Source organism: Vibrio sp. 10N.261.51.A4 (genome assembly GCF_041471945.1).
GTDB lineage: Bacteria > Pseudomonadota > Gammaproteobacteria > Enterobacterales > Vibrionaceae > Vibrio > Vibrio crassostreae_C.
Window position 1 is genome coordinate 1 of record NZ_JBFRPJ010000013.1, and the last position, 18,848, is coordinate 18,848.

17 protein-coding genes and 1 pseudogene are annotated in these 18,848 nt (G+C 42.8%); 13 read left to right on the forward strand and 5 right to left on the reverse strand.

The window, feature by feature from the left end:
• The 6 genes and pseudogenes from AB4384_RS04550 to AB4384_RS04575 form a co-directional block, all read left to right on the forward strand.
• A pseudogene (locus AB4384_RS04550) lies at nt 1-301 on the forward strand (bifunctional aspartate transaminase/aspartate 4-decarboxylase); the annotation flags it as partial.
• A gap of 206 nt (nt 302-507) precedes the next feature.
• Nucleotides 508-1,365, forward strand: coding sequence for a pyridoxal kinase PdxY (gene pdxY / locus AB4384_RS04555; RefSeq protein WP_017060057.1), 858 nt, complete (start codon nt 508-510; stop codon nt 1,363-1,365).
• Between the two features lie 213 nt (nt 1,366-1,578).
• Nucleotides 1,579-2,751: a patatin-like phospholipase family protein gene (locus tag AB4384_RS04560; RefSeq protein WP_136974619.1), complete on the forward strand. Its 1,173-nt coding sequence runs from the start codon at nt 1,579-1,581 to the stop codon at nt 2,749-2,751.
• 17 nt (nt 2,752-2,768) lie between these two features.
• The gene (locus tag AB4384_RS04565) at nt 2,769-3,194 is read left to right on the forward strand and encodes a hypothetical protein (protein ID WP_372128968.1); all 426 of its coding nucleotides are present in this window, start codon (nt 2,769-2,771) and stop codon (nt 3,192-3,194) included.
• Between the two features lie 158 nt (nt 3,195-3,352).
• Entirely contained in the window at nt 3,353-4,258 is a 906-nt protein-coding gene (locus tag AB4384_RS04570) for a LysR family transcriptional regulator (protein ID WP_102320827.1), read from the forward strand.
• Between the two features lie 261 nt (nt 4,259-4,519).
• Nucleotides 4,520-5,671 (forward strand): BamA/TamA family outer membrane protein, encoded by a 1,152-nt coding sequence (locus tag AB4384_RS04575; protein ID WP_017069662.1) that lies wholly within the window; start codon nt 4,520-4,522, stop codon nt 5,669-5,671.
• Between the two features lie 83 nt (nt 5,672-5,754).
• Here the strand turns inward: AB4384_RS04575 and AB4384_RS04580 are convergent, their stop codons facing one another.
• The 3 genes from AB4384_RS04580 to AB4384_RS04590 all read right to left on the reverse strand — a co-directional run bounded on the left by AB4384_RS04580 (nt 5,755) and on the right by AB4384_RS04590 (nt 10,223).
• Nucleotides 5,755-6,312 (reverse strand): PhnA domain-containing protein, encoded by a 558-nt coding sequence (locus AB4384_RS04580; protein ID WP_017060062.1) that lies wholly within the window; start codon nt 6,310-6,312, stop codon nt 5,755-5,757.
• 228 nt (nt 6,313-6,540) lie between these two features.
• Nucleotides 6,541-8,961, reverse strand: a complete 2,421-nt coding sequence (locus AB4384_RS04585) for a VolA/Pla-1 family phospholipase (RefSeq protein WP_372128969.1) — start codon at nt 8,959-8,961, stop codon at nt 6,541-6,543.
• 14 nt (nt 8,962-8,975) lie between these two features.
• Complete coding sequence (locus tag AB4384_RS04590; protein WP_136974605.1) at nt 8,976-10,223, reverse strand: porin; 1,248 nt, start codon at nt 10,221-10,223, stop codon at nt 8,976-8,978.
• Nucleotides 10,224-10,581: 358 nt separating this feature from the next.
• On the opposite strand from AB4384_RS04590, the gene AB4384_RS04595 reads away from it, so the two are divergent.
• On the forward strand, nt 10,582-11,664 hold the full coding sequence (locus AB4384_RS04595; RefSeq protein ID WP_372128971.1) for a site-2 protease family protein: 1,083 nt from the start codon (nt 10,582-10,584) through the stop codon (nt 11,662-11,664).
• A 137-nt stretch (nt 11,665-11,801) separates the two neighbouring features.
• Here AB4384_RS04595 and AB4384_RS04600 read toward each other — a convergent pair whose 3' ends face one another.
• Nucleotides 11,802-12,590: a M48 family metallopeptidase gene (locus AB4384_RS04600; protein ID WP_136978581.1), complete on the reverse strand. Its 789-nt coding sequence runs from the start codon at nt 12,588-12,590 to the stop codon at nt 11,802-11,804.
• A gap of 139 nt (nt 12,591-12,729) precedes the next feature.
• Between AB4384_RS04600 and AB4384_RS04605 the strand changes: the two genes are divergently transcribed.
• The 5 genes from AB4384_RS04605 (at nt 12,730) to AB4384_RS04625 (ending at nt 16,557) form a co-directional block, all read left to right on the forward strand.
• The gene (locus tag AB4384_RS04605) at nt 12,730-13,155 is read left to right on the forward strand and encodes a hotdog fold thioesterase (protein ID WP_017060067.1); all 426 of its coding nucleotides are present in this window, start codon (nt 12,730-12,732) and stop codon (nt 13,153-13,155) included.
• A 95-nt stretch (nt 13,156-13,250) separates the two neighbouring features.
• On the forward strand, nt 13,251-13,484 hold the full coding sequence (locus AB4384_RS04610; protein ID WP_017064605.1) for a DUF3389 domain-containing protein: 234 nt from the start codon (nt 13,251-13,253) through the stop codon (nt 13,482-13,484).
• Nucleotides 13,485-13,637: 153 nt separating this feature from the next.
• Nucleotides 13,638-15,329, forward strand: coding sequence for an SgrR family transcriptional regulator (locus AB4384_RS04615; RefSeq protein ID WP_102394480.1), 1,692 nt, complete (start codon nt 13,638-13,640; stop codon nt 15,327-15,329).
• A 49-nt stretch (nt 15,330-15,378) separates the two neighbouring features.
• Complete coding sequence (locus tag AB4384_RS04620) at nt 15,379-16,284, forward strand: DMT family transporter (protein ID WP_372055038.1); 906 nt, start codon at nt 15,379-15,381, stop codon at nt 16,282-16,284.
• A gap of 21 nt (nt 16,285-16,305) precedes the next feature.
• On the forward strand, nt 16,306-16,557 hold the full coding sequence (locus AB4384_RS04625; protein ID WP_017060071.1) for a hypothetical protein: 252 nt from the start codon (nt 16,306-16,308) through the stop codon (nt 16,555-16,557).
• Between the two features lie 124 nt (nt 16,558-16,681).
• On the opposite strand, the gene AB4384_RS04630 is transcribed toward AB4384_RS04625, so the two are convergent.
• A complete protein-coding gene (locus AB4384_RS04630) occupies nt 16,682-17,290 on the reverse strand; it encodes a DUF2238 domain-containing protein (protein ID WP_017067299.1) in 609 nt (202 codons plus the stop codon).
• A gap of 201 nt (nt 17,291-17,491) precedes the next feature.
• Between AB4384_RS04630 and AB4384_RS04635 the strand changes: the two genes are divergently transcribed.
• Nucleotides 17,492-18,331 carry an isopenicillin N synthase family dioxygenase gene (locus AB4384_RS04635; RefSeq protein ID WP_372128973.1) on the forward strand — a complete coding sequence of 280 codons (840 nt, stop codon included), beginning with the start codon at nt 17,492-17,494 and terminating at the stop codon, nt 18,329-18,331.
• The last annotated feature ends 517 nt before the right edge of the window (nt 18,332-18,848 follow it).

Genomic DNA, 18,848 nt, shown 5'->3' on the forward strand with positions numbered 1-18,848 from the left:
AATCGAAGAGAACAAAGACCGTGTGGATTACTACACACTACTAGAGCTAGACACGCTAGGTGGCAAACTTTACGGTCAAGAGTTTGTCGACTGGTTCAAAGCTAACGAGAAAGGTAAAGACTTCCTATTCCGTCTTGCTCACGAAACCGGCGTAATCTTACTACCTGGTAAAGGTTTCGACACAGTACACGCCTCAGTACGCGTATCACTAGCGAACCTTACTCACCACGAGTACGAGCTAATCGGCCGTGCAACACGCACTGTATTGGATGAGTACTTCGCTGAGTTTCAAGACGCATAAGTTCAAGTCTGGCTTAGAATCAAATACATGATTTAAAGCCGATGACGTCCAACTCATTAAGAATAAGCCTCGGCGATGTCGAGGCTATTCCGACCAAATAAGCACAGTGGTTAGATCGATAAAACTTCCTATCTTGATGTTCCGTTGTGTTTATTTAGTCGTCTTATCCAAGTATTCAAATCCATTTCAAACTGAAAGAGCGACGCATGAAAAGCATTATTTCTATTCAATCTCACGTGGTTTACGGGCATGCAGGAAACAGTTCTGCGGTTTTTCCAATCCAAAGAATGGGACTCGATGTGTGGCCAATCCACACTGTTCAGTTCTCTAATCACACTCAATATCAACAAGGTTGGACCGGGCAAACATTCGGCTCAGATGATATTCGAAACTTGATTCGAGGCTTAGACAACATCAACGTACTGAAAGACTGTGGTGCGATCCTATCGGGTTATCAGGGAAGCGCAGACCAATGTAAAGCGGTTGCCGAGTCGGTTAATTTAGTTAAAGAAAAGAACCACAGTGCACTCTATGTTTGTGACCCTGTAATGGGTGACCCAGATAAAGGTTGTATCGTTGAGGATGGCGTTAGAACCGCCATTACTAAACACTTGCTTCCTATTGCCGATGTTATAGTGCCAAACCAATTTGAACTAAGTGAATTGACCGGCATTAAAATCCTCTCCCTTTATGACGCGGTTACAGCATGTAAGAAAGCATTGGAGCTTGGTCCAAAGATGGTGCTCGTGAAGCATCTTCACTCATTACCCGATGACGCGTTCAGTATGATTTTAGCAACGAAAAAGGCATGTTATTTAGCCCAACGACCGAACATTGAATTTGCTCAACAACCGGTTGGTGTCGGTGACCTTATCTCTGGCCTGTTTACCGCAGGGTTAATAAAGAGAATGTCTCCCGTAGCTGCATTCCGACATGCAAATAACGCGGTCTATGGTGTGTTGGAGCTAACTAAAAGCTATGGCACTTGGGAGCTACAAACAATCAATGCACAATATGAATTTGTAGAGCCTACCCACGATTTCAACGTGGTCAAAATCGGGTAGAGCGTTTAACTCCGATAGTGGTGGAGGGTGTACCTATTCGATGGGTCGCATCCTACAAACGAGATTACGAGCTAAGACTAAACCTAGCTATATTACTCCCAGAAAGAGACGGACTTCACTTTATCCCTATTTATTAACTTCTCTGTTTATAGCTGTTCTTTTGATTAAACAGAGTCTCTGAATCATTTTAGAGAACATTAAATGAGCCTAATTATGAACCGTCTAATTTCCTCGGGTTTTACCGTTGCTTTGTCATTACTTGTAGTGGCATGTAGCTCACCCCACACGTTGGATGTACGCGTACACAAAGACAATTACAAAGAAGTGGTTGTAGAAGAAGCGATATCAGTAAAAGAGCCATTGCGTATGTGGGCGAGTGAGAACCCAGACTTCTTATACTCTCCAATCGATCAAACAACGCCAATTAAAGTGTCAGGTGAGCAACTAAATATCTTAGCTTTGTCAGGAGGCGGCGCGAACGGAGCCTTTGGAGCCGGTATTTTGATAGGGCTGGAAGAATCTGGCCAATTGAAAGACTACTCAATAGTTACTGGCATCAGTGCAGGAGCGCTAATAGCACCATTTGTATTCATCGGCGGAGATGCATTTCCGAAGATGAAGGAGGTGATGTTAAACATCAATGACAAATCAATGCTCGGCAAAAAGAACTTTTTAAACACCGTGTTTAAAGATGCTTTTACTGACGGTAAAAACTTGAATCAATTTATCGCTCAGGCGTTCCCTGAACCGATGATCGAGCAAATTGCTGCGCGACACCGCAACGGTAAGCGTTTGTTTATTGGTAGCACACACTTTGATTCTGGAGAGCTTGTCATTTGGAATGTGGGCGCAATTGCAAATAGTGACATGCCAGATAAGTCTGAACTTATATATAAGGTTTTAGCAGCAAGTGCTTCTATTCCTGGAGTCTTCCCACCGCAGTTTATCAATGTGAAGTACGAAGGTAAAAGTTATGAAGAACTTCACGTCGATGGTGGTTTAGCCGCTCAAGTATTTTTCAATCCATCTAACTTCGACTATCAGCAGATCTCAGATGCTCTTGGGTTAGAAAAACCACCACAGCTCGATGTTATTCGAAATGGAGCACTGAAAGCGCCGTACCACTCGCTGAGAGATAAGGGTCTAGATTTAGTAGCAAAGAGCGTATCAAGCCTGACTCTTGCTCAAACACGTGGTGATTTATATCGAATGAAATACATCTGTGAAATCAACAACATTGATATGCAATTTACTTACATCGAGCACGACTTTGGTTACGCCAAACGAACCAAAGACATGTTTGATGAACACTATTTATTAACCATATACGAATATGGTTATCACAAAGCAACTCAGGGCAAACCTTGGGTAACAGAATTACCTTAATTTAGGGATATCGTAAAATGAATAAAACAGCTTTAGCGCTACTTATCATGGCAACGTCTAGCGCTGCCATGGCACAAAATGTGACCTCAATGGAACAGCAAAAAGTCGATAACGACATGCTACAACTGGCCGACGTTCAACAAGAAGCGGCGTTGTTCATGGTTGAAGAAAATTCAGACTACGTGGAGATTGATTACATTGGTCAGTGGGTTGACGTGAACAATTACGTCACACACAAAGAAGCTAAAGAACGCCAGCTACAAAAGACCACCAAGAAATATATTTACTCGCAAACAGGTGAAACTCTAGAATCCATCGAGCAGCGAATTGCTGAGCATATTCAAGTGGACCAACCTAGATATTTCAGTGTCGATGTTTACCGTAATTACCACGGTGATTCTGGGGACTTTAACTATCTAGCTCGAATTATCGAATACATTTAAGTTATTCGTTTGACATCAACGATAAAACCTACTAGCTTAAGTAGGTTTTTTTGTTTCAAATTGACGAATTATTTTCACTAATATTATTCTGACAAAGTAGATATTTCGCCAACCTGTGATAATTTAAATACATAACGATTAAAAGTAAGCACAACAAAATGAATTTCAGCATTGAACAACTTCTCGCGTTCGTTACCGTTTATGACCAACTCTCTTTCAGCAAAGCCGCCGTTAAACTCAATAAACACAGAACGACAATCGGGCAGGTTATTACTAACCTTGAAGACCAACTCGCGGTAAGCCTATTTGAAAGGGTTGGGCGCTCTGTAAAGCCGACAGAAGACGGGCATCTTCTTTACCATTACGCTAAACAAACCATTGAACAAGCTCGTACCTTCGATAAGGTAGCATTGAGCCTCTCTTATGGCGGGTTGGAAAACATCACCTTTGCTTATTCTGGTGTGATACCTCATCAAATGCTTTTGGATATTCGAAAGAAACTGCGTCGTGATTTCCCGATGATGCGAGTGAACTTTTTAATCCGAAACAAAAAGGATATTAAGCAGGGCCTTCAAAGTGGCGAGTACCACTTTGGATTAGTCAATGTGCATGACAGCCGGGGTATACACAGCTTTGATGCGACTTTTCTAGGTCACATTGAGTTTTCCCCATTCGTTCAAAAAAATGGTGAGTTCTCATCTTTGGCGCAAGAGGATGTACTTTTAGCGTTAAGAAATTCAAAGCAGTTTATCTTGAGATCGTTTATTGAAGAGGGAATGTCAGAAAAAGTAACCATCAGCTCCGATAACGAAGAAGTCGATCAATTGGCGTTAGTTATTAAAATGGTTGAAGCCGGTTTAGGGTGGGCACTGTTACCAAAAACGTTTGCTCATTCTGAATTTTCCCATTACGACATTGAACCTATACAGTCGTCTGAAATGCACCAAGGATTCAAATTCGGTTTTGCGCTTTGGTGCAATCATTCTAAGCAAGTGAAGGATGTAAAATTATCGGTTTTATCTGTTATACAAGAACATGTTGATCGAGTATTGAGTCAATATTAGCAAAGGAAGAATGTAGGTAACTTATTAATAGAGGCTCATTTATATGAGCCTTTTGCGTTTCTGTCATCTCGAAAGCTCTTTAATTTTGTAGGGCGACATCCTCTATATAGGAGTAGGGCAACACCATTATTTGGCCTATTCTATGCCCGTCGATTAAGGACCCCCTTTATTGGCAATAAGTGTTTAATTTCTATGTTTATTGCAAGGAAGCAAACTTTCGGCCGGGTTTCGTCACCCGGTCTTTTTTATGAGGCAAATTTTATGACTCGCTGCGGCGGCATTGTTCTTCTTTCCTGCTTTTTATTTACAACATCTTCTTTCGCATCGTTTTATGATCCTGTTGATGGTCAATTTGATATGGGGCATCACCTTGCGGAAAACGCATATGGATTTTTGCCTATCCCAATTTTGATTACCGAGCCTGCGGTGGGGTACGGCGGCGGTGTGGCTGGTTTGTTTTTACATGAGACGGATGAGGAAAAGCGACAAAGAAAGCAAGCTGCTCTTTCTGCCATAGATGGTGGTGCGCAGTTAGTACCCTCAGCAATGTCAGTAGTGGGCGCAGTAGGGACAGAGAACGAAACTTGGTTTGTATTTGGTGGCCATAGACGATCTTGGATGAATGATTCCATTCGTTACACAGGAGGCGGCGGCTTTGGTGTTGCGAATTTGGATTTGTACACATCAATCAACTGGGGCCCCATAGATCATGACCTTAGAATAGGCACGTCAACTTCGGTAGCCGTACTTTCACAAAAGGTGCAGTTCCGGATTGGGCATACGCCTTGGATGTTGGGAATAAAGCAGTTATTAGCTAAGTCTGAGATTGAATTTGATAACATGGTTTTAGACCGTATTTTGGGTAACGAATCGGTTACTTCTGGTTTAGGGTTGGAGGCTGAATATGACACAAGAGATAATTTATTTTATCCAACCAAAGGTTACAAATTGTCTGCAGATTACATGGTGTACGACGATGCGATTGGCAGTGATTACAATTACCGAAATTTGAACATAGATGGCGAAGCCTATATCCCAATTGCCAATAAATGGACGTTAGGCTTGGCTGCAAATTATCAAAGCTTCGAACAGCAAGACCTGTTTGTATCACCCACAGCGAAACCGTACGTGTCGTTACGCGGGGTGTCATCTTATCGGTACCAAGGAGATGAGATTGAAACAATTCAAGGCCAATTGACGTATAGCATCACTCATCGTTGGAAGGTGTCTGGGTTTTACGGTTCAGGGGTTGCAAAGCAAGATAACGGCATAAGCCACGACAGTACCGTCAATGCCGGAGGTGTCGGCTTTCGATACCAAATCGCGAGACGTTACGGTTTGCACCTTGGGATGGATTATGCGCAAAGCCATGAAGAACGCGCTATCTACTTTAACGTAGGCAGTGGTTTCTAGAACAACGGAATAGGTTAAATTTTTCCAAGAAAAAAGGCGCTAATTAGCGCCTTTTCGTTTTCTATCACTTTCTTACAGTAAGATTACTTCTTACGGCAGAACTCAGCGATTACGTACATTGATTGACCGCCGTTTGTTTTACCAGAAACAAGCTTAGGATCGTCACCAACGCTGATACCACGAATAACAGTACCTTGCTTAATCACTTGGTTAGTACCTTTGATTGGCAGGTCTTTGATTACTGTTACGTCGTCACCTTTCTTAAGTTCAACGCCATTCACATCAAGAGGCTTGTCATCAGCAGACATGCCGATTTGTGCCCAAACTGATGTTTCTTCTTCAAGGTACATCATGTCTAGCGCGTCCTGAGCCCAGCTTTCTGTGTTCAGACGAGTAAGTTGACGCCATGCCGTTACTTGAACTGGCGCTTCCTGGCTCCACATGCTGTCAGTCAGACAACGCCAGTGGTTGATATCTTTAGGATCGTCAATCTCACCAAGACATTTGTCACATACCATGATGCCGTGATCCACTGTTACGTGGCTGTGTGGCGGCACTGCGTATGCAGTAAGAGAAGAATCAGAACCACATAGTTCACATTTAGATTGGCAGCGTTCTAGCATAGTAGCTTCAGAAGACATAATGGACTCACATTTATTAGGTATTAAATTACGGGGCTATTATCCACTTTATTTACAATAAAGAAAGAGGTCGTACGGTATTCTGTCTTGATTAATTTTAGCTGAGATCAACCATTTGTGTTTTAAAGTTTTATGCAAACGGTCAACTAGGGGACTTGTTCGAACGACAGAGACAAAAATGCCAGCGGTTAGGCTGGCATTTGGTTTAGTGAAAAGCTTAAGTCTTAGTTATTCCAATAAAGCATCCGGTGCTGCTGCATCAAGGCTATCCGACTCTAAGAAATCAGCTACTTGAGCTCTCATTGATAGGGTATGAGTGGCATCAGAAAGGTCTGCTTGCGGTCCGATGATCGTTGAGTGTTTAGCTATTTCGTTATATTGAACAAACACACGATTCCCAGTTGAAGGGCTAGCTTTTGTTGAGTCAGTCAATCCTAACGTCGAATCTAACCCTTCAGAGCCAACAAATGAAGCCGTATATGATAACGGTGCACCATTATCATCATTGCCATTGTTTGGTACCGTTTCATCATTTTGCGACTGGATCAACAACGTTGGATAGCTAGAGCTAATTGATGACTGGTCCTCAGTGTTTGCTATTGAATGTGGATCGACCGTGTCAATAAGGGTTTGAGCGGCGACTTTAAATGCAACTAATTCAGTTTCAATTGCTGCGGCACTAGTTGGATTTTCCTTAGCAAAAGCGGTATAGCAATCGCCATCTTCAATGTCAGCCGCAGTACAAGCTGAAGCCACTGAATCCCGATACGTTGCATTTAACTGTTTAGCTAGATTGTGTTTAATTTCGGGGCCAAAGGTTTCCGATGCGAAGAGTAATTCAGCAATGTGCCCACCTGAATTAGCATATACCGCCGAGCTAAATTTATGTGTACCAGCAATTTCAGATGTAGCTACTGACGTAAATCCAGTAATACCGCCCAATGAGTGGCCCATAAATTTAACGGTTGTGTCTTTTACATCAACTCCGGCTAATGGTGTACCAGTAAAGTCATTCCCCACTTTTTCAAGTGCCATACGAAGACCTATTACATCAAGTGCACTTTGACGGATGTTGTCACGCGCAACGGGCAAAGCGCTTAGATTCAAGTAGTACAGAGCATTATCGTTAGTTGAAATAGCACCTCCGGCAAGTGAACGAGACCCATGAATAGGGTGGTCAATTGCAATGACAGCAAGACCTTCAGCCGTTAAGTTTGCCGCAAACGCATACGCATTCTCTTTTACAGAGGTAATACCGTGTTGGTAGATTACAACCCCGGTTATTGGGTCAGTCACAGGAGTAAACAAAAGCACATCAACAGCTTCAAGTGATTTAATTTGTGGTATTGGTGAATACTGAGTGACAATGCGATCACTATCTAGAGCTGTTCCACTTGCGTCCTTTGTGAGTGTTTTTCCCATTAAAGTCGTGACATCAGCTGCGCTAAGGTTTGTTGGGTCTAATCCTAATTTAACCAACTCTCCACCAACGAAAGAACTTGTAGAGTTATCCGTTAGTGCGCTTTTTATAACCGCTAAACTGTCCAATGCTGATGCAAATGGCGTTGTAGAGAACTTAGTTGGATCGGTTTCCAAGAAATATGGGAGTTGAACAGTACCTTTAGTCACGTTTACCGACGTAGTGCTGATACCAGCGTTAGAGTAAAGGAGATTTATCCCTCCAATCAAAGTGGCATTTTCTGTTGCATCGTCATCGGCAAGATATTTTTTAAAGTCAGCATCTGCAGCGATTGCTGTAGCAAATGGTGTTGTTGATGAGGAATCTAAACTAAGATTGTAAGCGTTTGTCAGATCGATATTATTTGGGTTTGCGCTGCCATTCCAATAAGTCGAAAGTGGGGCCCCAGCATCAATCATTCCGCCAATCAACGATGCTGTAGAGGCAAGAACATCACCAACAGAAGTTGTAGTAAACCAAGCTGAATACACAATCTTTTCCGCATCAATACCAACAGCGGCAGCTATAGCTTCTTGACCTTTAATTAAAGTTTGCGCACTAGCTAAGTCACCGGTTGAATAAGTTTTAGTGGCTGTTTTGAGAGCCGCATAGCTTTGCGATGTACCTACTGGGTTACCATTTACATCTGTAACGTCATCAGTAACAACAAGCAAATATTCAGACTTCTCATCAAAAGGAGTATTAGGTGTAATTGCTAGGTTTGAGCCTACTTTGTAAACTTTGTATTCAGAGCTAGCAACAGGTGTTGGTACTTGAGCCGCTGTGGATGTGTCTGTTAGCTTTTTAGAAAGCTTCAACAATGTCACTCCGGAAGTAACAACTCCAGGAGTATCACCAAAACCGTCGCCTTCAAACTCGATGTAAATTGGCATGCTGGTCGAAAAACCATCGGCATAATTTAATGCTGCTTTTGGGTTAGAAATGCTATCGTCGCCACCTGTTGGGATCGCTAACGTGCCATCTGTAGAGTCAAATAATAGGTTATTGCTTAAAGGAACTGATGCATTACTACCTTGCAAGAGCATTTTTTGAGTTGTCGCTCTTGCCAAAGACGTTTCTAGATAGGCTTCAAGTTGTTGGTTACTTGTTACCGAACTTTCGGTGTTGTCGCCACAACCTGCTAGCAGGATCGCTGAACATAGTAGAGAGATCTTAAAGTTACGTTTCATGATACGATCCTGATTTAGTTAAAAGTGTAGTTAAGCTGAACTGAAGAAAGGTAAGCGGTACCTTCTGCTTCGAAAGTCCTTTCTTGCTGAGCGCCATTTGTCTCAGTGAACTCACCGTCATCACTTACAACAAGTGCGAATCCTGCATCGACAGTCATATTTTCGCTCCAAACATAAGTGAAGCCAGCGCTATACCACATACGATCACTATCAGGAATGCTTAAAGTTGCTTCACCAGCTTGTTCGTCATAAGCGTAACCAGCTCTTAATGTCCACTTACTGTTTAGTTGGTACGTTGCGCCTAGTGAATATCGATTGTTGTCTTCATATTTTTCAGGTTTGTAGAAGCACTGACCTACTACACCGTTGTCAGTACAATCTGGACTTGTTGCTTTTAACTCCTTAAAAGTACTCCAATCAGTTTGTTGCCAACCGTAGTGGATTGCCCATTGTTCGTTAAGTTGGTGAAATGCTGAAAGCTCCAGAATAGAAGGAAGCTCGATTTGAAGACGACCATCAACCTTGGGAGATGTTGCTCTACCTGAATCGTAGCTGGTAAATTCACCGTCATCGAAATCAAGATCAACAGAAGAGCGGTAAGCGATACTAAAGCGATTGTTTTCGTTCAGCTCATACATCGCGCCAACATTCCAACCATAGGCAAATGTTTCACCGGTCATGCCTATAAGTTTGTCAGATGGATTTCCACCAACAAAGTTAGCGAGCTCGCCTTTATGGCGAGTAAGTTCAGCTTCCGCATACACAAGGTTTAAACCTGCACCAACGCTAAATGATTCATTCACGCGATACGCAATATTTGGATTTAGATTTACAGATAAGAGCGACGTATCACCAGCCATATCACCTGCCGAGATGTCATCAGGGTAATCCGTAGCAACACCATAATTGGTGAACATACCGATACCCCAAGCCCATTTTTCGTTGATTGGGCTGATGTAATATGCGGCTGGCACGACTTGTAATGGAGCAACATCTTTTGAATGCTCGTTAGCGTCAACGTCGTAAACGTTAACCTCTGGATCAACGATAGAAACCGCGCCTGAAAATTGGGCTGTATCAAATAGGGTCATTGCGGCGGGGTTTCTCGCTAGTACACTCGCGTTATCAGCTACTGCACCTTCACCTGAAAAGGCACGACCAAGACCTGAGGCAGAATGCTCAGCAACTTGGAAACCAGCCGCAAGTGAGTTACATGCAAATAGTACTGAAAGTGAAACGAGAGAGCGTTGTATTGTTTTCATCCTTGACCCTCCTAGGGCATCGAATTTCGTTATTATGGTTTGAAAACACACTGAGCATTTTTGGTGTTGAAGCTCTAATGTAAATGGCATGTTAAATTCATGTTTTATATAAAGTCAAAGAAAGAGTTGTTATTTTGTGAGGTTATGTTTTAAAGGGGCGGCACTTTAACATCGATAATATAAGTATAATCAATAATTTATTCGTGGTTGGAGGTGTGACCAGAGTGTTTATGCATCGTTGCGGTATAAATAGTGTTCAATAGCTCAATATGTAACAACTTTGTTTCTGTTTACCACCATTCGCTAAATCGGCATAATATCGACACTCGTTAGAAGTCATTAAATTGGAATTTTAAGTTTGGAATTACTCGCGATAGAGTTTCTTGGTAAACCGCTTCGTTTAGAAGGAGCAATGGCAGGGTGGCAACAGTTGTATTGGGATAACACTTTGGTATCTCAATTAGATGCGACCACAGACCAAGAAGACGCCCGAAAACACGAATTTACACTACGCGCTGGCGAAGAAACGTTGCAGTGTCACGTTGAATCGACCGTTCAGTGGCAACCGTTTGAGATGACGTATAAAGCGTCGGTGAATGGGCAAACCATTACCGAAGGCAATCGAAACACCAAAGATATTGAACAACAAACTCCTGTTGTCGCTCCTAAACCAGAGAAGCGTTTTAGCTTAATTGGGTTGGTGTCGCTTGGTATGAAAGCGCTTAAAAGCGCCAAGCTAATCAAGGTCGTACTTGCTTCTGCGAGTTTAGCGGCCTATTCATGGTTGTTTTCAATTCAGTTCGCTTTGGCCTTAATCGCCTGTTTAATGTTCCATGAGTACGGTCATATTAGAGCGATGAAATACTTCGGCATGAAAACCAAAGGGATCTATTTGATACCATTTCTTGGTGGCTTGGCGTTATCCGATGAAAAGATTAATACGCGTTGGCAAGATGTGGTTATCTCAATCATGGGGCCATTGTTCGGCCTGATATTGTCGTTAGTATTTATGGTGCTGTATTGGGCGACTGGCGAAATGTTCTTTGCCGGCCTTGCAGTATTTAATGCTCTATTAAACCTGTTCAATCTATTGCCGATTTTGCCTCTCGATGGCGGACATGTTCTTAAAAGTATCAGTTTCTCGATGAACAGTGTGCTTGGCATTGTACTTTGTGTCGCGGCTGCCGTTGCTGGTGTGGTATTGAGTTATCAGTTGAATTTAACCCTGTTTGGTTTCTTATTGATCATGGGCAGTGTTGAAATACTGTTTGAATGGAAAGGACGTCATCACAGTCACTTGTTACCGTTAGACAAATACGGGCAAGTCGTGTCGTTCGTTTGGTATGTAGGTTTAGTGAGCAGTTTGATTGGTGTTATCTGGTATTTTGCATCTACTGGTGATCAGCTATTAAGCCTACCATTACAAATTCTTGGTACTTAACGAGTGAGTTTCTGTTGTTGGAATTATCCAGCTGCTTAGTGCACTTGAACTGTTAGCAAGCAAGAAACTGAAAATGCCCTAACCAATATGGATAGGGCATTTTTGTATTTACACCAGCTAGGCGATTCTTACTTAGATTACGCTTTGCAATTTGGTCTTGGTGAACCTGATTGAGGAAGCGTTTTTATCGTTGCTTGTAGATCTTTAATACGCGTACTGTGGGAAGGGTGCGTAGAAAGCAACTCTGGCGGTTGATTACCCCCTGATGCTTTCGCCATGTTTTGCCACAAGTTGACACTTTGGTTTGGATCGAAACCTGCTTGAGCCATATACTCTAAACCAACAACATCGGCTTCAGACTCTTGAGTTCGCCCATACGGTAGAATAACGCCATATTGAACGCCTAACCCTAACGCGGCCATCGTCATACCTTGATACTGTTTGTATTCTGATGCGCCTAACGCGACGTTAGTAATAGACAAGCTAGTATTAGCGATTTGAGACTGAGACAGGCGCTCATTACTGTGGTCTGCAAGAACGTGTGCCACTTCGTGACCGATAACCGTCGCGAGTTGGTCTTGATTGACTGCGACCTTGAGTAAGCCCGTGTATACACCGATTTTTCCGCCAGGCAGGGCGAATGCATTCACTTGGTCACTATCAAACACAACAACTTCCCATTCACTAAAACCTTGTTTAGGAATATATTGAGTGATGCTGTTCGCTACGCACTGAACATAAGCGTTAGTTTTGGCATCTTTGCTGATGGGTTGTTCTTTTTTCATTTGTTCAAAAGACTGTGCTCCAAGCTGAGACATGTCTTTATCTGAAAAAAGCAGCAATTGGTTTCTGCCTGTCGGAGAAGCGCTACACGCGGTTAGGCCTGCTAGTGTGAGAAGCGAGGCAAACTTCATCCATGACGTCATACAATATCCTCTGTGTATTCAGTTTTTATGCATGTTAACATCAACTTGCGTAATAACTAAGGGCTGAAAGATAACTAACAGCCAGTAATATAGAAAAAGCTATGCACGCGATAACAAGATCAATAATTAAGGAACCCACATGAGTATTTGGAAAAAGCCCGTTGACCTAGATACCTTCAACGCGACCTCAAAAAATACCTTAATTGAACACCTCAACATTGTTTACACCGAAGTAAATGACAACTCTTTGGTGGCAACCATGCCGGTTTGTCACTTTACGCACCAACCACTGGGTATGCTTCATGGCGGCGCATCGGTTGTGCTAGCAGAAACGCTTGGCTCATTGGCTGCAAACTTCTGCGTACCAGAAGGCTATTATTGCGTTGGGCTCGATATCAATGCGAACCACGTAAGGTCAATGCGTGAAGGGCATGTCATCGGTACTGCTGAGCCTATTCACTTGGGCGTCTCTACTCAAGTATGGCAGATCAATATCACTGATGATCGTCAACGCTTAGTTTGTACCAGCCGCTTAACTATTGCCGTGAAGAAACATAAAAGATAACAGACTAGGCAGTCGTACGCTGGTTTTGTCTTTAGAAGAAGTAATCAGTACTTAGAACAAGCAATTCGTATTTAAAGAAGTAACCCGAGAAGCCCATGGTCATAACGTTTAAAAGTGGAAAAGTCATCGCAACCGCACATGAGTTGGTTGTTCGTTTAGATGGTGAGCATAGAGTCACTTTGCAAGCTCAAGTTGACGCAATTCAATTGATCGGAAAAGGGGCAAATGTTATTTCAGCTAACGGTTCTGAGTGTAAATGGTCGATAAAATTAGACGATGAACAGCAACTCCGTGAAATCGCTAATGAAATTGGCTGCGATGTAATGTAATCCTTTACAGTAAAAGCACTTAACCCTTAAGATTGAATAACATCTTAGGATGTCGTACTCATAATTCACAATAAAATTGTGTCAGTAATATTGATTTTACGCCATAAAATAGGGAAACTGAATTCAATGTCCTTTGAATAAGTTTTCCTCTTTATGAGCAGCCCAAGACTTCGCGTTCAATTTGAAACCCTGTTTGAATACTTCGATGGTAAAGATTCTGATGTTCAACTCGACGACATCACGGATGTGCTTTGTTGTACCCGTCGTAATGCCCGAATGGTACTCAACAAGCTTGAAGAAGAAGGGTGGGTAGAATGGTTACCTGCAGCTGGTCGAGGGAAGTTATCTCAACTTATCTTTAAACAGAATCGTTGTGATGTCAGCGAGAACCTAGCAAGACGCTATTTACAAGAAGGCAAAATTGGACAGGCGCTGTCAGTGCTTGATCACAATGCTGCCAAACTCACCCAAGTTATTCAAAACTACTTGGGTGTACAGTATCAAGAAGGCGAACAAGTTATTCGTTTGCCTTATTACCGTCCGCTATCCATGCTTAATCCGACAAAGTCTATGCGTCGTTCAGAGCAACACATCGCCTGCCAAGTCTTCAGTGGTCTAACGCGTTTGGATGAAAACGATCAGCTCCAGCCTGATCTTGCGCACTCGTGGCAGCAGATTAGCGATTACCAATGGCGATTCTTCTTGAGACCCGGTGTTCGTTTCCATAACGGGGAACCTCTGTTAACCAATCATGTTGTGGATACACTGCTTGCACTCGAACCTCTCAACATGTTTTCGCATATCAAAGATGTCTCTTCACCTGCAAATTGTGTAGTAGATGTTTTTCTCACACGTCCAGACAAGTATTTTCCCCTCGCACTAACGGAATCGGTCGCTAAAGTCACATTACCGATCACTTTACGTGGTGAAGACTACGATATTCGACCGATTGGAACGGGACCTTATCGCATTGAAAAGAACGACGAGAAACAACTCGTGTTAACCGCTTTTAATGGGTACTTTGGTTTTAGACCGTTAATTGATCGCGTTGAAGTTTGGGTGGTGGATGAGGCTTATTCTTCAATGGTTTACCCAAGCCTATCTAAGCCTGTTATGGCCGACCGTGGCGATAGCGATGAAGTAGAACTCGATCCTGGCTGCACGTATTTACTACTCAATAGAAAGAAAGGTATTGCACAAGATCCCGCATGGGCACAGTTTTTATCTAACGCGTTGAATGCGGCGGATCTGTTTGTTCATATTCCAAAAGAGACTGTTATCGATTTGGGCGTGTTACACGCTTATGGGATAAAACCCGGTTGGTATGACATAAAGTTAAAAGTGCCCGTTTGTCCACCAGCAGATTCGAAGCCTACCATAAGATTAGCGTATCAATGCCAACACCCAATGTTCCCAACGCTTGCAAAGGCGATTGTCACGGTGCTGAAGCAATACAACGTCGATGTTGATCTTTACGGTTACGAAACCGATCCTCCGCACGCCGATGATGTTGATGTTTGGATTAACCCTATGGGCATCGCCAATAACAGAGACGACGCCTTGGCTGGCTGGTTAATGGACTACAGTTTTCTTGATGAATCTAGCCCGGCAGAGGACTTCGACCAATGGTGTTACATGATTGACCGTTGGCGTTCTGGTGAATTCGAGCAATTCCCAGCACGACAGTTAGGTAAACAACTGGTCCAAAGCAATCAATTGATCCCGATGTTCCATTGCTGGTTAGGCGTTAATAAAGATCAATGTGGTACGTTGCAAAACGCGAAATGTAATGCATTAGGTTGGTTCGACTTTAGCCAAGTTTGGGTGAAGCCTGACGTTGATTGAAATCCAAGAAAACTCAGTTAGGACCAAATAACTCATTTAGGAAAAAACGATGCAAACTCTGATGGTTACATTTATTACGCTGGTGGCATTTGCTGCTAATTCAGTTTTGTGTCGCTGGGCCTTAATGGATCAAACGATTGATCCTTTGAGCTTTTCGATCGTTCGCATCTTATCTGGTGCGCTTACGCTTCTGATTTTATTAACGTTATCTTCCCAATCTAAGTCTAAACGTGAGTTAACAAACAACACATCGGCATATGCAAAACTCAAATCACAGTTTCAATTAACATCAATACTGTCACTGCTCGTGTATATGTTTGGTTTCTCGTTTGCTTACTTAGAGCTTGGCGCAGGTCTTGGTGCGCTGGTGTTGTTTGTCGCAGTGCAATTTACGATGATTGCCGCGCACTTGCTTTCTGGCAACAGAATGTCACTCATTGAGTGGGGCGGGTGTTTGTTATCTGTGGCAGGGCTTGTTTACTTGTTAATGCCAACGGAATCGACTCAAGTACCCGACTTAGTTTCTATTATCTTGATGTCTCTGGCCGGAGTTGGTTGGGGTATTTACACATTGGCAGGAAAGAAATCGTCAAACGCACTGCAATCGACCACCGCTAACTTTGGATTCAGTTCGCTAGTTATCCTTGTGGCATTGAGCTTATTAGTTTTGATACCGAATGCGTTAACGCAAGTGTCTATCACTGAGAAAGGTTTGATTTACGCGATTATATCGGGCTCTGTGGCTTCTGGTATCGGTTATAGTTTGTGGTATTACGTAGTGAAAAAACTGAATACGGTGGTGGCGTCTATTGCACAGCTTTCTGTTCCAGTTATCGCAACACTTGGTGGTGTATTATTGTTATCTGAACCTGTCACCATGCAATTTATAGTCTCATCAACCGTTATACTTCTAGGGATAAGCTTGGTTCTTGTCGCCCCTAAACTTAAGAAATAAAGAGTTCAATCATTAACTTCTATGGCTAAACCAAACAAGAAACAACCGACCAAGACGGTTCAGATTTTCTGTGCCAAATGTAAAACGCAGCTTTTTAAGTATCGGAAAGGTGGCAAAGGTGCACTCGTGAAATGTTTTAAGGAGCGTATCGTTGAAGATTTCACGACAAAACCATGTGTGTGCCCTGAATGCGGGATTGAATTTGCGCGAGACACTTTGGTTCGAGGTACGCCAGCCTACAAGTTTGTTGGTGGCAAGGTAACGATGAAATAACCCGTCACGATGAAACGACCAATCATTATAAACGAGAAAATAATGTTGAAACTAAAAATGCCACAGCACAGTTTGTGTGTGGCATTTCAACGTTGCTTTTGATACTCAGAGTAAAGAATTGAGCTCAGTAAGCTCTGACACGCCCTTGAAGCTTAAGAAGTAATAGCGAAACAATTGCGCCCGTCGTATCACACAGCATATCTTTCTGTGCATCCCAAATATCACCTTGTGAGCCAAGGAACGCGATACCTTCATCACCACCTGCGATCTCCGCGTACCACCACTCGATAATTTCATAACCTGCAGCAACACTCATAATCGCAAATAGCGCAAAGAAACATGCCAGCACCGGTTGAGCCAGTTTTTTACGAATCAAGTACTCAGCGAGTGGGTAAGCATAAAGGCCAATAGAGAAATGCGCGACACGGTCAAAGTTATTCCGTTCTGAACCTATCATGTTATTGAACCAATCAAATGGCACTTCCGCGAAGGTATATTTTGCGCCTATCGTATGCAAAATCAGCCAGATAAACATCAAAACGTAAGCTGTCTTAGTGAAGGTGAGCTTTGTTGATAACCACCAAATACCCACCAATATTGCGAGCGCTGGGACAATTTCGGCAATCCACACCGCTCTTGAAGAGGGAGCGAACGCTGAAAATAGAAACACAGTCAGATACAGCGTCGTCAATGACAGCAATGGTCGATTTTGAGCAAGTGGCGTGATTGTCATATCAAGATCTCTCGTCGAAGTTTTTAATAGTGTTACACAATAATGAACAGTGTTCAATTGGGTCTTAATCACCAGATTTGTTGAAAAGTGGTGTTATCGCCCAGTATCTAGACAAACGGTTGCTAGAGTTTCACAAAAGTTTGATTTACAACAAAGCGATCCTTAAAATCGCTCTATTACTACATAACAAGAAAGAAAGTCATGAAACTGGAAACTGTCGATTACCTTGCTGACGACGCAGCAGAACAATTTGTTCGCTCTCTACGTGAAACTGGTTTTGGTGTTCTTAAGAACCACCCAATCCCGAAAGAGCTTGTTGAGTCAATTTACGAAAACTGGTACCAATTCTTCATCTCTGAAGAGAAAGAGAACTTCCACTTTAATGTTGAAACACAAGATGGATATTTTCCACCTTCAGTGTCTGAAGTTGCTAAAGGCCACACTGTAAAAGACATCAAAGAGTACTTTCACGTATACCCTTGGGGCCAAATCCCTGAACAGCTGAAAGAACAGATTCTAGATTACTACCAACGTGCGAATGCTTTTGCTCAAGAGCTGCTAGGTTGGGTTGAAGCTCATGCTCCTAAAGAAGTACAAGAGAAATTCTCTATTGCGTTATCAGAAATGATCAACGGCAGTGAACAGACTCTGCTTCGTGTTCTTCACTACCCACCAATGCAAGGTGATGAAGAGCCAGGTGCAATCCGCGCTGCGGCACACGAAGACATCAACTTACTGACGGTTCTTCCTGCTGCAAGCGAGCCGGGCCTTCAAGTTAAAGCTCAAAATGACGAGTGGCTAGATGTTCCATGTGACTTCGGTAACATGATCATCAACATCGGTGACATGCTTCAAGAAGCATCTTGTGGTTACTTCCCATCGACAACTCACCGTGTAATCAACCCATCAGGTGAACGCCAAGAGAAGTCTCGTATCTCTTTGCCTCTATTCCTTCACCCGAAACCAGAAGTAGTGCTATCTGAAAAGTACACAGCAAACGAATACCTAATGGAACGTCTAAGAGAGCTTGGCGTTATCTAGTCAGTTCAATGCTTCGTCCCTAAAATTGGGATAGATGTGAAAGGTCAGCTAAGTCGCTGACCTTTTTTGTATCCGTACCAAAGAATTGCGGCTTTATTACTAGGGCGTGTTGATCTTTCGAGCTGATTTTTGCAGCGAGTTGCTGGGTATTTATACAAGGCAGAGGCTTTGATGTGTAGCTAGCCTACATGAGAAGCCGATAACGTAGTAGAAATGACCAGCAAACGCTGCCCGAAGGGTTCGGCTAAAAGCGTTTTACTCTTTGTTGAGGGAGATTTGCTTAGAATGACTAGGCTACTTCTCTCTCGCCGCGATTAAAACGCTTTTATCTCGAACAAAATTTAACCGCGAAAGGTCAACACGCCCTAATGGTTGTATTCAACGAAATGGTACTCAGTTTTGACGATAAAAGGTGCCTTTAAGCCAAACGTTAGAAAGTTGTTTGTCCTTAAGCTCGACAAATCTTAGAAAATCGCTTTCAATTAAAGAAGATACGCAACGGATGCGAAACAGGTTA

Excerpts from the sequence above, each read along its gene's own strand:
- pdxY (WP_017060057.1), top strand. The coding sequence starts at position 508 with ATGAAAAGCATTATTTCTATTCAATCTCACGTGGTTTACGGGCATGCA.
- AB4384_RS04560 (WP_136974619.1), top strand. The coding sequence starts at position 1,579 with ATGAACCGTCTAATTTCCTCGGGTTTTACCGTTGCTTTGTCATTACTT.
- AB4384_RS04565 (WP_372128968.1), top strand. The coding sequence starts at position 2,769 with ATGAATAAAACAGCTTTAGCGCTACTTATCATGGCAACGTCTAGCGCT.
- AB4384_RS04570 (WP_102320827.1), top strand. The coding sequence starts at position 3,353 with ATGAATTTCAGCATTGAACAACTTCTCGCGTTCGTTACCGTTTATGAC.
- AB4384_RS04575 (WP_017069662.1), top strand. The coding sequence starts at position 4,520 with ATGACTCGCTGCGGCGGCATTGTTCTTCTTTCCTGCTTTTTATTTACA.
- AB4384_RS04580 (WP_017060062.1), bottom strand. The coding sequence starts at position 6,312 with ATGTCTTCTGAAGCTACTATGCTAGAACGCTGCCAATCTAAATGTGAA.
- AB4384_RS04585 (WP_372128969.1), bottom strand. The coding sequence starts at position 8,961 with ATGAAACGTAACTTTAAGATCTCTCTACTATGTTCAGCGATCCTGCTA.
- AB4384_RS04590 (WP_136974605.1), bottom strand. The coding sequence starts at position 10,223 with ATGAAAACAATACAACGCTCTCTCGTTTCACTTTCAGTACTATTTGCA.
- AB4384_RS04600 (WP_136978581.1), bottom strand. The coding sequence starts at position 12,590 with ATGACGTCATGGATGAAGTTTGCCTCGCTTCTCACACTAGCAGGCCTA.
- AB4384_RS04605 (WP_017060067.1), top strand. The coding sequence starts at position 12,730 with ATGAGTATTTGGAAAAAGCCCGTTGACCTAGATACCTTCAACGCGACC.
- AB4384_RS04610 (WP_017064605.1), top strand. The coding sequence starts at position 13,251 with ATGGTCATAACGTTTAAAAGTGGAAAAGTCATCGCAACCGCACATGAG.
- AB4384_RS04615 (WP_102394480.1), top strand. The coding sequence starts at position 13,638 with ATGAGCAGCCCAAGACTTCGCGTTCAATTTGAAACCCTGTTTGAATAC.
- AB4384_RS04620 (WP_372055038.1), top strand. The coding sequence starts at position 15,379 with ATGCAAACTCTGATGGTTACATTTATTACGCTGGTGGCATTTGCTGCT.
- AB4384_RS04625 (WP_017060071.1), top strand. The coding sequence starts at position 16,306 with ATGGCTAAACCAAACAAGAAACAACCGACCAAGACGGTTCAGATTTTC.
- AB4384_RS04630 (WP_017067299.1), bottom strand. The coding sequence starts at position 17,290 with ATGACAATCACGCCACTTGCTCAAAATCGACCATTGCTGTCATTGACG.
- AB4384_RS04635 (WP_372128973.1), top strand. The coding sequence starts at position 17,492 with ATGAAACTGGAAACTGTCGATTACCTTGCTGACGACGCAGCAGAACAA.